13 protein-coding genes are annotated in these 11646 nt (G+C 72.5%); 9 read left to right on the top strand and 4 right to left on the bottom strand.

Going from position 1 to position 11646, the window contains the following annotated elements:
- Nucleotides 1-73 precede the first annotated feature (73 nt).
- Nucleotides 74-1534, bottom strand: a complete 1461-nt coding sequence (locus JK364_RS08435) for a DEAD/DEAH box helicase (RefSeq protein WP_201849156.1) — start codon at nucleotides 1532-1534, stop codon at nucleotides 74-76.
- Nucleotides 1535-1592: 58 nt separating this feature from the next.
- Complete coding sequence (locus tag JK364_RS08440; protein ID WP_020871138.1) at nucleotides 1593-1796, bottom strand: cold-shock protein; 204 nt, start codon at nucleotides 1794-1796, stop codon at nucleotides 1593-1595.
- Between the two features lie 296 nt (nucleotides 1797-2092).
- Between JK364_RS08440 and JK364_RS08445 the strand changes: the two genes are divergently transcribed.
- The 8 genes from JK364_RS08445 to JK364_RS08480 all read left to right on the top strand — a co-directional run bounded on the left by JK364_RS08445 (nucleotide 2093) and on the right by JK364_RS08480 (nucleotide 8608).
- Entirely contained in the window at nucleotides 2093-2389 is a 297-nt protein-coding gene (locus JK364_RS08445) for an SCO5918 family protein (RefSeq protein WP_201849158.1), read from the top strand.
- A gap of 146 nt (nucleotides 2390-2535) precedes the next feature.
- The gene (locus JK364_RS08450; protein ID WP_201849160.1) at nucleotides 2536-2907 is read left to right on the top strand and encodes an ArsR/SmtB family transcription factor; all 372 of its coding nucleotides are present in this window, start codon (nucleotides 2536-2538) and stop codon (nucleotides 2905-2907) included.
- Nucleotides 2908-2910: 3 nt separating this feature from the next.
- Nucleotides 2911-3543, top strand: a complete 633-nt coding sequence (locus JK364_RS08455; RefSeq protein ID WP_201849162.1) for an SRPBCC family protein — start codon at nucleotides 2911-2913, stop codon at nucleotides 3541-3543.
- 261 nt (nucleotides 3544-3804) lie between these two features.
- Nucleotides 3805-4728 carry an alpha/beta hydrolase gene (locus JK364_RS08460; protein ID WP_201849164.1) on the top strand — a complete coding sequence of 308 codons (924 nt, stop codon included), beginning with the start codon at nucleotides 3805-3807 and terminating at the stop codon, nucleotides 4726-4728.
- Nucleotides 4721-5998: an acyltransferase family protein gene (locus tag JK364_RS08465; RefSeq protein WP_372461927.1), complete on the top strand. Its 1278-nt coding sequence runs from the start codon at nucleotides 4721-4723 to the stop codon at nucleotides 5996-5998. The genes JK364_RS08460 and JK364_RS08465 overlap by 8 nt, the downstream gene beginning before the upstream one ends.
- A 10-nt stretch (nucleotides 5999-6008) precedes the next feature.
- Complete coding sequence (locus tag JK364_RS08470; RefSeq protein WP_201849166.1) at nucleotides 6009-7355, top strand: sensor histidine kinase; 1347 nt, start codon at nucleotides 6009-6011, stop codon at nucleotides 7353-7355.
- Nucleotides 7352-8029, top strand: a complete 678-nt coding sequence (locus JK364_RS08475) for a response regulator (protein WP_201849168.1) — start codon at nucleotides 7352-7354, stop codon at nucleotides 8027-8029. Before JK364_RS08470 ends, JK364_RS08475 begins: the two co-directional genes overlap by 4 nt.
- Before the next feature lie 162 nt (nucleotides 8030-8191).
- On the top strand, nucleotides 8192-8608 hold the full coding sequence (locus JK364_RS08480) for a discoidin domain-containing protein (protein WP_230991624.1): 417 nt from the start codon (nucleotides 8192-8194) through the stop codon (nucleotides 8606-8608).
- A 41-nt stretch (nucleotides 8609-8649) separates the two neighbouring features.
- Here JK364_RS08480 and JK364_RS08485 read toward each other — a convergent pair whose 3' ends face one another.
- Both JK364_RS08485 and map read right to left on the bottom strand, forming a co-directional pair.
- Nucleotides 8650-9642, bottom strand: a complete 993-nt coding sequence (locus JK364_RS08485; RefSeq protein ID WP_201849795.1) for a helix-turn-helix domain-containing protein — start codon at nucleotides 9640-9642, stop codon at nucleotides 8650-8652.
- Nucleotides 9643-9813: 171 nt separating this feature from the next.
- Entirely contained in the window at nucleotides 9814-10581 is a 768-nt protein-coding gene (map, locus tag JK364_RS08490) for a type I methionyl aminopeptidase (RefSeq protein ID WP_201849170.1), read from the bottom strand.
- A 75-nt stretch (nucleotides 10582-10656) separates the two neighbouring features.
- On the opposite strand from map, the gene JK364_RS08495 reads away from it, so the two are divergent.
- Complete coding sequence (locus tag JK364_RS08495; protein WP_201849172.1) at nucleotides 10657-10944, top strand: helix-turn-helix domain-containing protein; 288 nt, start codon at nucleotides 10657-10659, stop codon at nucleotides 10942-10944.
- Nucleotides 10945-11646: the final 702 nt, after the last annotated feature.

The following is an 11646-nucleotide window of genomic DNA, read 5'->3' on the forward strand; positions in this document are numbered from 1 at the left end:
CGCACCGGGCCTACCGGGCCCCGCACCGGACCGCCCGGGCCCCGCACCGGGCCTACCGGACCCCGCACCGGGCCTAACGGCGGGGCCGACGGCTCCTGGCGGGGCGACGGGCGGCCCGGCCCGCACGGTGTGGCTGCGGCGGCACGGGCGCGCTGATGGTCACGGGAACACCGGAGGGGTCCTGCGCCCCGGTGATACGGGTGAGTTCGGGGTCGGCGGAGTGGACCCGGGCGGTCCGGGGGGTGATGCCCGCGTCGGCCATGAGCCGGACCATGGCCCGGCGCTGATCCGGAGTGACCAGCGTGATGACGCTGCCGGATCCGCCCGCACGGGCGGTACGGCCACCACGGTGCAGATAGTCCTTGTGGTCGGCGGGCGGATCGACATTGACGACGAGATCGAGATCGTCCACATGAATGCCCCGGGCGGCGACGTTCGTGGCCACCAGCACGGTGACATGGCCGGACTTGAAGTGGTCCAGGGTCCGGGTGCGCTGCGGCTGGGACTTGCCGCCGTGCAGCGCGGCCGCCCGTACGCCGCTGGTCAGCAGATGCCGGGTCAGCCGGTCGACGGCGCGCTTGGTGTCCAGGAACAGGATGACGCGGCCGTCCCGGGCGGCGACCCGGGTGACGACGGAGCGCTTGTCGGTGTCCGCGATGTGCAGCACATGGTGCTCCATCGTGGTGACGGCGCCGGCGGACGGGTCGAGCGAGTGCACGGCCGGGTCGTGGAGGAACTGGCGCACCAGCAGGCCGATGTTGTGGTCGAGGGTCGCGGAGAACAGCAGGCGCTGGCCGTCGGCGGGGACCAGCCGCAGCAGCCGGGTCACCTGGGGCAGGAAGCCCATGTCGGCCATTTGGTCGGCCTCGTCGAGGACCGTGGTGCGCACCTGGTCCAGCCGGCAGTCGCCGCGTTCGATCAGGTCCTGGAGGCGCCCGGGGGTCGCGATGACCACCTCCGCGCCGCGGCGCAGGGCCTCGGACTGGCGGTTGATCGACATTCCGCCGACCACGGTGGCCGGACGCAGTCGCAGCCGCCGGGCATAGGGGGTGAGCGCCTCGGTGACCTGCTGGGCCAGCTCCCGGGTGGGGACCAGCACCAGGGCGAGGGGACGGCCGGGCTCGGCGCGCTGCCCGGCGGTGCGGGCCAGCAGGGCGAGGCCGAAGGCGAGGGTCTTGCCGGAGCCGGTTCGGCCGCGGCCCAGGACGTCCCGGCCGGTGAGGGCGTTGGGGAGGGCGGCCGCCTGGATCGGGAAGGGCACGGTGACACCCTGCTCGGTCAACTCCGCGAGCAGCTCCTCCGGCATGTCGAGCTCGGCGAACGACGTGACGGCGGGCAGCACCGGGGCGGAGCCGGGCGGCAGGGCGAATTCGTTTCCGCCGGTGGAGCGGGGGCGGCCGCGGTCGGCGGAGCGGCCGCGGTCGGCGGAGCGGCCATGGTCGGCGGAACGGGAGGACGCGGGTTTTTTGCGGTACGAGCGAGGGGAGCGGCTCAATGCGGTGCCTTCTGCTGGGCGCGGTCTGCGGAAACGCATACGAGCCGAGGCCCGCACCCCTTCAGGTACGGGCCCCGGCTCGTGACAGGCGCTGCGATCAGGCGGGAACGATGTTCTCCGCCTGCGGGCCCTTCTGGCCCTGGGTGACGTCGAAGGTCACCTTCTGGCCTTCCTGGAGCTCACGGAAGCCGCTCGTGGCGATGTTCGAGTAGTGGGCGAAGACGTCGGCGCCGCCGCCATCCTGCTCGATGAAGCCGAAGCCCTTTTCCGCGTTGAACCACTTCACGGTGCCAGTAGCCATATCCTTCTCCTTCATATGGGGGCCGGTCCGGAATGCACAGGGAATGCATCCCGAGTCGCCGAAATGACCCCATCCGGAAATGACCGGCAAAAACAAGAAATGCGCCTGCGGCTACATACCGCCAGGCGCACACAAAGTCCATGGGTACCAAAACTGCAACTGAAGAAGACCCTATCACGTACGGCCTCGGAACGGAGGGAATCAGGTGGACGATTTTCCCGCCGGGCTGTGCCCTCCCGCTTCGAGGTGTGACACGCTGGTGCCTCCGACTCCTCTTCTCTCCCCGTGGGGGCGCCATGCGCTGCATCATCGCCAACTTCGCCTTCGACCTGACCGCGCGCGAGGTGACGGACGCGATGAGTGGCGTCAGCCCAGAACCGATCACCGGCCCCTCGGTCCAGATCGGCCGCCATCTCTACCCGGCGAAGCAGGTCGGGGCGGTGGTCACCCGCCAGGACCGCCGTGACTTCACGGCGGGAGAGGTGATCCGGGCCATGACGCGCCTCGGCTTCACCTGCCATCCGGCACCCCCGGCCGCGTCCGGCGCCGTCGAGGCCGCCTCCGAGCTGCTGGGGAAGCCGACGGACGGCTGACGCCCGTCTCTCGCCTGGCACGGCGGTCACGGCAGTCACGCCGGTCACGGCGGTCACGGCGGTCACCGTGCGAGGGCTCCGCGGCACGGCACGGCAAATCAATTTAAGCGTTGACTTATATAAGCGGCGGCTGGCATAGTTCGGGCGTGCACGCACTCGATGTCCTCGGGGACCCCGTCCGGCGCCGGATATTGGAGCTGCTCGCCGAGGGGGAGCGGTCCTCCGGCGAGGTCAGTTCCGCCGTCCGGGCAGAGTTCGGCATCTCGCAGCCCGCCGTTTCGCAGCATCTGAGGGTGTTGCGGGAGGCCGGCTTCGCCTCCGTACGGGCCGAGGGCACACGGCGGTTGTACGCCGTCGAGGCCGCGCCCCTGCGGGAGGTCGACCGGTGGCTCGACCGGTTCCGGGGCTTCTGGGAGCAGCGGCTGGACGCGCTGGGGACGGAACTGGCGCGGGGCAAGCGGCAGCGGCGGCTCGATCAGGGGCGCGGCGGCGGCAGCGGAACCGATGCGGAGACATGAGTCATGAGCGAGATCGTCGACCAGATCAACCACGTCCATCGCGAGGTCGGCACCCGTGAGGTGCCCGACGGTGAGGCCCGTACCGTCCTGCTGCGGCGCACCTACGACGCCGCGATCGAGGACGTCTGGGACGCGTGCACCGACCCGGAGCGGATCAGCCGCTGGTTCCTGCCGGTGAGCGGCGACCTGAAGCTGGGCGGCCACTACCAGCTGACGGGCAACGCGGGCGGCGAGATCCTGCGCTGTGAGCCCCCGCGGCTGCTCGCGGTGAGCTGGCTGTTCGGCGAGAACCCCGGCTTCAGCGAGGTCGAGGTCCGGCTGACCGCCGAGGGCGAGGAGCGCACCGTCTTCGAGCTGGAGCACATCGCCGTCGTACCGCCCGGGATGTGGGACCAGTTCGGCCCCGGCGCGGTCGGCGTCGGCTGGGACGGCGCACTGCTCGGCCTCACCCTGCACCTGACGGGCGAAGGCGCGCCCGCCGACCCGGAGGCGTGGCAGGCCTCGGACGAGGCGCGGGAGTTCATGACCCGCAGCAGCGAGCGCTGGGGCGCGGCGTACGAGGCCTCGGGGGCCCCGGCGGAGGTGGTGGCCGCCACGGTGCGGGCGACCACGGAGTTCTACGTGCCCGCGCGCTGACCTCTGCCCGTAAGAGCGATGGCTGTGACCGTAAGAGCGACGGCTGTGCCGGTAAGGGCGACGGCTGTGCCCGTAAGGGCGTCGACCGCCCATAAGGGCGCGGCTGTCCGTAAGAGCGTCGACCGCCCGTAAGAACCGCCACCCCCTACCCGTCATACCTGGGGACTACCCCGGAGATGCACTCCCCGGTGGGACGCCAACCACACGGCCGGCTCCCTACCTTCCGTATTCACGACATCCGTTGGTACGGAAGGAACAGCCATGGCGTCCCGTCTTCGTCGCGCCCTGCTCGCGGCGCTCGTCACCGCCTCGGTGGTGGTGCCCCTGGTGGGGGCCGCCGGGCCCAGTGAGGTGCCCGCGCCCGAGCCGGTTGCGTTCGGGCCGGTGCGCGTCGCGGGTCTTGAGCACCGGTACGCGGCCAACCGGGAGGGGATCCGGGCGGCCGAGGTGATGGCCGCCCGGCACGGGGACCGCGAGCGGGCGCGGGCGCTGCGGAAGATGCGGGGGGCGTCGCGGCACTTCCTGTCGTTCGACGGGCGGAACGGGGGCCGTGCCGTCGAGGTGTACGGGGACCTGGGTCGCGCCACACATATCGCGGTGCTGGTGCCGGGGTCGGACACCAACCTGGAGACGTACGGCCGGTTCCGGGACGGGGCGCTCGCGCTGAGCCGTCAACTCGGGCGCCGTACGGCCGTCATCGGCTGGCTCGGGTACAAGACGCCCGGCACCGTGGCGCCCGAGGTGCTGACCACGGGCCGGGCCGCCGGTGCCGCTCCCCGACTGACCGCGTTCGTACGGGAGTTGACCGCGGCCATGCCCCGGGCCCGGATCTCGCTCCTGTGCCATTCCTACGGTTCGGTGGTCTGCGCCCGGGCCGCACGGGGGCTGAACGCCGCGGACATCGTCCTGTACGGCAGCCCCGGGACGGGGTACGACGACGCCCGGCAGTTGCGCACCCGGGCCACCGTCTGGGCCGGGCGGGGCGGAAACGACTGGATCGGCGAGGTGCCGCATGTGCGGATCCCGCTGCTGGGCACGACCGTCGGCTTCGGGACCGATCCGGTCTCCCGGCGGTTCGGAGCGCGGATCTTCGGTGCGGGGGACGTCGGGCACAGCGACTACCTCAAGCCCGGGTCCGTCGCCCTGGCGAGTATGGGCCGGATCGTGGAGGGCCACGATGCGTGAGACGCCCCGGCCCGAGATGGCCCGGCCGCGTGAGACGGTCCGCATACGTGACCTCGCCCGGCGGATCGAGGCCGCCACCCCGCCCGGCCGCGACCGCGCCGTGGACGGCCTGCGGACCGTCGCCATCCTCGGCGTGGTGCTCGGCCACTGGCTGGTGACCGCCCTCGTGGCCGACAGCGGCACCCTGCGCGCGGCCAGCCCGCTGCAGTACCAGCCCGGACTCACCCCCGTGTCCTGGGTGTTCCAGACCCTGGCGGTGTTCTTCCTGGTCGGCGGGCAGATGGGCGCCAAGAGCTACGACGGCGCCCGCGCCCGGGGCGTCACCTACCGGCGGTGGCTGCGTGCCCGGCTGGTCCGGCTGTTCCGGCCCGTGGCCGCCGTGCTCACCGTATGGGCCGTGGCGGCGGGGGCGCTGCTCGGTTCAGGGGCGAGCCTGTCGACCGTGTACACGCTGCTCAAACTCGTCCTGTCCCCGCTGTGGTTCCTGCTGGTCTACGCGGCGCTCACGGCCGCGACCCCGCTGGTGGCGCGGCTGCATCCGCTGTGGCCGCTCGCCGTCGTGCTCCATGTCGACCTGGTCCGGTTCGGCTTCGACGGCCCCGCCTGGCTCGGCTGGATCAACCTGGCGGCGGGCTGGCTGGTCCCGTACTGCCTGGGCGCGGCCTGGGGCAGCGGCAGGCTGCGCGGGCGGACGGCCGGGTGGGTGCTGCTCACCGGGGGCGCGGTGGTCACCGCCGGGCTCATCCTGTTCGGCGGCTATCCGGCGGCGATGGTCGGGGTGCCGGGCGCCTCGATCTCCAACCTCAACCCGCCCACCCTGGCGGCCGTCACCTTCGGGCTCGCCCAGTGCGGCGCGGCCCTGCTGCTGCGCGGTCCGCTGCGCCGGGTGCTCGCGCGGCCCGTCGCGTGGGCGGTGGTGGCGCTGGTCAACCTCGCCGCGATGACCGTCTTCCTGTGGCACCAGACCGCGATGATGGCGGTCAGCGTGACCACGCTGCGGCTCGCCGGACCGCAGACCGGGCTGCACACTGTGCCCGACGGCCCCGGCTGGGTGCTCGCCCGGCTGTGCTGGCTGCCGGTGTTCGCGGCGGCGCTGCTGATCTGCTGGGCGGCGTTCCACGGGTACGAGGCGGGGCGGCCGCGGAAGGGCGGCGGCGGGGTCGTCCGCGGCGGTGGCCCTGGAACGGGCGGTGGCAGCCGGATTGTCCGCGAGGGACGTCCCGGGAAGCAGGCACCGCAGGCACGGCACGTGGAGCAGCGGAGTGTCTAGAGTCAAGGGCATGACAGGCGGCAAGATCGCGGACCGGCTGGCGGGGGGCGTGCGCGGCCTGCCGCGCACGCTGGGCGAGGCACTGCGCGCGGTGCCGGGCATCCTGCGCGAGGACCTGTGGACGGTGGCCCGCGACCCGCTGCCGCGGATGCGCCGGCTGGCCTGGACGCCGCATGTGCTCGTGGTGCTCTTCGCGGTCCTCATGGGCGATCTCAACGTGCTGGAGATGGAAGCGCGCGTCGAGTCCGCGCCGGGGCCCGACCCGATGCTGTTCGTGGTGCTCCAGTCGGGGGCCGTCCTCCTCGCGCTGAACCGGCCCATACCCGCCTGGTGGCTGTCGACCGCCGTGCTCTTCCTGGCGGCGCTGTTCGGCGAGAATCCCGCGCACTGGCCCTGGAACGACGGGCAGATCGCGCTGCACACCTTCCTGCTGTTCCTCCTCGCGCTGCGGGTCCGTCCGCGGATCGTGGTCGAGGCGCTGGTGCTGACCCTGCTGACGGGGGGACTCAATGTCCTTCTCGCCCTGCACGACAACACCGTCCCCCACCGTGCGAACCTCACCGCGGCCGCCGTGTGGTTCGCGATCGCCGTGGTGGTGGGCACCGCGCTGCGGGCCCGCCGGGTGGCGCGGACCCGGCTGGTCGAACAGGAGGAGCTCACCGCGGAGGAACGGGCCCGGCGCACCCTGTTGGAGGAGCGCAACCGCATCGCCCGCGAGCTGCACGACGTGGTCGCCCATCACATGTCGGTGATCTCCATCCAGGCCCAGGTCGCCCCGCACCTCGCGGAGAACCCCTCGGACGAGCTCAAGGAGAACCTCGCGGGCATCCGGCAGAACGCGGTCGAGGCGCTGGCCGAACTGCGCCGTGTGCTGGGCGTGCTGCGCTCCGAGGACGCCCTGGCCGACGGCGCCCGGCACGCCCCGCAGCCCACCCTGGACCGGCTGGATGAGCTGGTGGGCACGGTACGGGGGACCGGGATCACGATCCTTACCGATGTCACCGGGGAGCGGCGGGCGCTGCCGCCGGGCGTGGAGCTGTCGGCGTTCCGCATCGTCCAGGAGGCGCTGAGCAATGTGATGCGGCACGCGCCGGGCGCCGAGGCACGGGTCGAGCTGGGGTACCAGCGGCACGGGCTGACCGTCCGGATCGTCAACACCGCGCCGGACCGCCCCGCCCCGCCCTCGCCCGGAGCCGGGCACGGGCTGCTCGGGATGCGGGAGCGCGCTGCGATGCTAGGGGGCGAGCTGACCACCGGCCCGGCGCCGGACGGCGGTTACGAGGTGATCGCCGTACTGCCCACGGACCACCCCGCCCCGTCCGCCGCCGTGCCCGAGACCGCCGAGGACCCCGTATGACGACGACCATCCGCGTCCTGATCGCCGACGACCAGATGATGGTCCGCCAGGGCTTCACGGTGCTGCTCAACGCCGAACCGGACATGGAGGTCGTCGGCCAGGCCGTGGACGGGGCCGACGCCATCGCCCAGGTCGCCCAACTCGCCCCGGACGTGGTCCTGATGGACATACGGATGCCGGGGGTCGGCGGTATCGAGGCCACCCGCCGGCTCACCGAACCCGCCGGCGCCACCGTCAAGATCCTCGTCCTCACCACCTTCGACCTGGACGAATACGTCTACGAGGCGCTGCGCGCGGGCGCGTCCGGGTTTCTGCTGAAGGACGCCTCGGCGGATGAACTGGCCCATGCGGTACGGGTGGTGGCGGCCGGTGACGCGCTGCTGGCGCCGAACATCACCAAGCGCCTGATCGGCGAGTTCTCCCGGGTGACCGCCGCCGCCCCGCGCGGGCCCCTCCGGGCCCGCGCGGGCGATCTGACGGAGCGCGAGACCGAGGTGCTCACGCTGATCGCCCAGGGGCTGTCGAACGCGGAGATCGCGGCACGGCTGGTGGTGGCCGAGCAGACCGTGAAGACCCATGTGAGCCGGATCCTGTTCAAGCTGGGGCTGCGCGACCGGACCCAGGCGGCGGTCTTCGCGTACGAGACGGGACTGGTGCGCCCGTCGGCGTTCTGACCCGGTTCCGCGGTCGGGCCGCGGGCCATTCCCCTCCCCGCCCCTTCCCGAAACTGGGGCTCCGCCCCAGACCTCGGAGGGGCCGGGGTTGTGCCCCAGACCTCGGACGGGCCGGGGTTGTGCCCCAGACCTCGGACGGGCCGGGGCACGGAGGAGCCCGGGATGTACGCGGGTGCCGCCGTGGACGGCAACGCGGCCACCGCCTGGGTGCCCGACGCCGCCGAGGGCACTCTTACGGCCGACCTCGGGCGCGCCGTGCGGCTGGCGGAGGTCAGCCCGGAGTGGACTCGCACCCGTCCCGCCTCCCATGAGGTGCGGACCTCGCTCGACGGCCGTCACTGGCGCGAGGGGACCACCGGCCCGGCCCGTTTCGTACGGGTCACCGTGCGGTCGGCGGACGACAAGAAGCGCGCGGGTATCGAGGAGTTGAGGGTGACGCGCGCCAAGTGGCCCCGCCAAGTGGCCCCTCGGGGGCCGGGATATGCGGTCCGTGCACGGTGGACGCGGTCCATGCACGCAGGATCAAGACAGTGTGCACAGCAGGCCAACGACATCCCGGCCTGGACGGGCCCATGCTGATCAGTGACGGGTGAGCAGGGTTGCGACGGGGGGAGCCCCGCTCACCTGTTCGCCGCGAGCGCCCTAAGGCGGAAGTCCCGTGGGGGCACGCCATAGGCGCCGCGGAAGGCACGGCTGAAGTCCGCGGCGTGGCTGAAGCCCCAACGGGCGGCGATGACATGGATGGGGGTGTCGCCCAGGGCGGGATCGGCGAGGTCGCGGCGACAGCGTTCCAGGCGCTGGGCGCGGATCCACGCGGAGACGGTGTGCCCCTGCTCCTCGAAGAGGCGGTAGAGGTACCGGAGCGAGATGTGATGGGCCGCGGCGATCGAGGCCGGGGTGAGCCCCGGGCGGTCCAGATTCTGCCGGGCGAACTCCTGGATGCGTAACCGCAGGGTACGCCGACGGCTCTCGGGGGTGAGCCGGTTCTCGGCGCGCGCCTCGGCACCGGTGTCGAGCTCATGCGCGAGCAGCGCGTTGAGCAGATCGACGGCGACGGTGCCGAGGCGCGGTGCGTCGGCCGGGCCGTAGGCGTCGGATTCGGTGGCCAGCCGGGTGAGGAAGTCGGCGAGCATGGCCCCGATCCCGGACCGTCCGGACAGCCGCCGCCCGAGCAGCCGCTGGAGCTCGGCGGGCGGGAACGGCAGCAGGGAGGGGCGGAGGGTGACCGTCATCCCGTCGACCCTGCCGCGCTCGCAGACCGCCAGATACGGCGCGGAGGTGGAGGTGAGCATGAACTGCCGGGCGCCGACCGTGGTTTCGGCGTCCCCGTGGCATACGTCGGTCTCCCCGCACAGGGTGAGCCGCAGATGGTAGAGCTCCGGGTCGGAGCGCCGGATGTGGGCCGCGGTCCGTTCGTTCCGCAGTGACGGTACGGAGGTGTAGGTCAGCATCACCTCGCCGATGTCCACTCCGCCCCGTACGTTCGCGCGGAAGTCGTGCTCATGGTCGCTGCGCAGCTCCATGGGGATCGACGTCAGCTCGCACAGGGCGCGCCACGCCGCGAACCGTTCCGCGGGCGGGATGTCGTCGATCTGGGGCACCGTCACGATCATCATCCTTTCGCCTGGCCGGTGGTGCGCTTTTCGATGGGCGCGACCTTAGACAGCCCTGCTAAGTGTTTGATGAACGGTCCGGTATTGAACAGTCCGCTTTTGGGCGATTCCGCGAGCGTGTGTCCGGACGGGGTCCGGACGGGGTCTGGACAGGGTCTGGACAGGGTCCGCTCAGAGCGCGGTCAGGATCCGTGGGCCGTCGTCCGTGATCGCCACCGTGTGCTCGCAGTGGGCGGCGCGGCTGCCATCCGTCGTCCGCAGCGTCCAGCCGTCGTCATCGGTGGTGTACGCGTCCAGGCCGCCCGCCAGGAACATCGGCTCGATGGCCAGCACCAGCCCGTGCCGCAGCGGAAAGCCGCGGCCGGGCCGCCCCTCGTTGGGGACCGGCGGGTCCTCGTGCATCCGCCGGCCGATGCCATGGCCGCCGAAGTCCTCCATGATGCCGTAGCCCGCGGTGCGCCCCACCGTCCCCACGGCATGGGAGATGTCGCCCATCCGGCCCCCCGCGACGGCCGCCGCGATCCCCGCCTCCAGCGCCTGCCGGGTGGTCTCGATCAGCCGGACGTCGGCCGGGCGCGGGGTGCCGACGGTGAAGCTGACGGCGGCGTCGCCGCTCCAGCCGTCCAGCGTCGCACCGCAGTCGACGGTCACCAGATCGCCGTCGCGCAGCCGGTAGTCGCCCGGGATGCCGTGGACGATGGCGTCGTTGACCGAGGCGCAGATGACCGCGGGGAAGGGGGTGGACGCGAACTGCGGCCGGTAGCCGAGGAACGGGGAGCTCGCCCCGGCCTCGCGCAGTACCTCCCGCGCCGCCTCGTCCAGCTCGCGCAGCGAGACGCCGATGGCCGCCGCCCGCTGTGCGGCGTCGAGCGCCGAGGCCACGACGCGGCCCGCCTCGCGCATGGCGTCCAGGGACGCGTCGGTCTTGATTTCCACCATGGGTGAGCCCCTTCGCATGACCGAACCACCGGTTCGGTGTGCACCAATTACTATACCGGTATTAGTATCACGGTCATGGTGCGCACCCCTCTCACCCCGCTGGAACGTGAACGCGGCCGCTTCCTCGGCGCGCTGCTGCGTCAGGCCCGCGGCGAACGGAGCATGGCCGAGATCGCCGCCGGGGCCGGGATCTCCGCCGAGACCCTTCGGAAGATCGAGACCGGCCGGGCCCCGACCCCCGCCTTCTTCACCATCGCGGCTCTCGCCGCCACGCTCGGACTGACCCTGGGCGAGATCGCGGAGCGCTGCGCCGCGGTGGCCGCTCCGGAGTCGGGGGAGGGGGTGGCGGAGGAGGCGGCCTAGCTGGCGGTGCCCGGCGGATCGTGCCGCCTGCGGCGGGCTGCTTCCCCACCCCGCCCCTCCCCGAAACTGGGGCTCCGCCCCAGCCCCCGAAACCGGGGCGTCGCCCCGGCCCCCGCAACTGGGGCTCTGCCCCGGGCCCCGGACCAGGGGCTTTGCCCCGGTCTCGGAGCGGAGGTTCTGCTCCGGGCCCGCAACTGGGGCTCTGCTCCAGGTCCCGGAACGGGGGCTCCCCGGGGTTCCGGGACGGGGGCCTCCTGTCCCGGGGTCCCGGAAGGGGGATCTGCTCCAGGCCCCGGAACAGGGGCCCGAGTCCCCGAACAAGGGGCTCTGCTCCAGGCCCGCAGCAGGGCTCTGTCCCGGGCCCCGGAACGGGGGCTCTGCCTCGGGTCCCGGAACAGGGGTTCCTCAGGTCCCGGAACCAGGGGTGCTCTGTCCCGGGGCCCGGAACGGGGGCTCTGCTCCAGGCCCCGCAACAAGGGGCTCTGCTTCTGGGGCCCCTGGGACCCTTGGGACCCCTGGGACCCCGGGGACTTCTGGGGTCCCAGGGGCGAAGCCCCTGGTAGTGGGAAGGGGCGGGGAGGGGAAACTGCCTGCCGGGGCCCGTGGTCGCCCGCGCCCCGATCCATTTGTTGCGGCAGGATGAAATCCGCACATCAGTGTGTTGGTGCCTTCCGGAAGCGTGTGCGGATCGGGAGGTTCACG

Source organism: Streptomyces endocoffeicus, assembly GCF_016741935.1.
GTDB lineage: Bacteria > Actinomycetota > Actinomycetes > Streptomycetales > Streptomycetaceae > Streptomyces > Streptomyces endocoffeicus.

Bases quoted from the DNA above. Each gene is read 5' to 3' on its own strand.
- JK364_RS08480 (WP_230991624.1), top strand. From the start codon at position 8,192: ATGTACGCGGGTGCCGCCGTGGACGGCAACGCGGCCACCGCCTGGGTG.
- JK364_RS08475 (WP_201849168.1), top strand. From the start codon at position 7,352: ATGACGACGACCATCCGCGTCCTGATCGCCGACGACCAGATGATGGTC.
- JK364_RS08435 (WP_201849156.1), bottom strand. From the start codon at position 1,534: ATGCGTTTCCGCAGACCGCGCCCAGCAGAAGGCACCGCATTGAGCCGC.
- JK364_RS08440 (WP_020871138.1), bottom strand. From the start codon at position 1,796: ATGGCTACTGGCACCGTGAAGTGGTTCAACGCGGAAAAGGGCTTCGGC.
- JK364_RS08465 (WP_372461927.1), top strand. From the start codon at position 4,721: ATGCGTGAGACGCCCCGGCCCGAGATGGCCCGGCCGCGTGAGACGGTC.
- JK364_RS08445 (WP_201849158.1), top strand. From the start codon at position 2,093: ATGCGCTGCATCATCGCCAACTTCGCCTTCGACCTGACCGCGCGCGAG.
- JK364_RS08485 (WP_201849795.1), bottom strand. From the start codon at position 9,642: ATGATCGTGACGGTGCCCCAGATCGACGACATCCCGCCCGCGGAACGG.
- JK364_RS08455 (WP_201849162.1), top strand. From the start codon at position 2,911: ATGAGCGAGATCGTCGACCAGATCAACCACGTCCATCGCGAGGTCGGC.
- JK364_RS08460 (WP_201849164.1), top strand. From the start codon at position 3,805: ATGGCGTCCCGTCTTCGTCGCGCCCTGCTCGCGGCGCTCGTCACCGCC.
- JK364_RS08495 (WP_201849172.1), top strand. From the start codon at position 10,657: ATGGTGCGCACCCCTCTCACCCCGCTGGAACGTGAACGCGGCCGCTTC.
- map (WP_201849170.1), bottom strand. From the start codon at position 10,581: ATGGTGGAAATCAAGACCGACGCGTCCCTGGACGCCATGCGCGAGGCG.
- JK364_RS08470 (WP_201849166.1), top strand. From the start codon at position 6,009: ATGACAGGCGGCAAGATCGCGGACCGGCTGGCGGGGGGCGTGCGCGGC.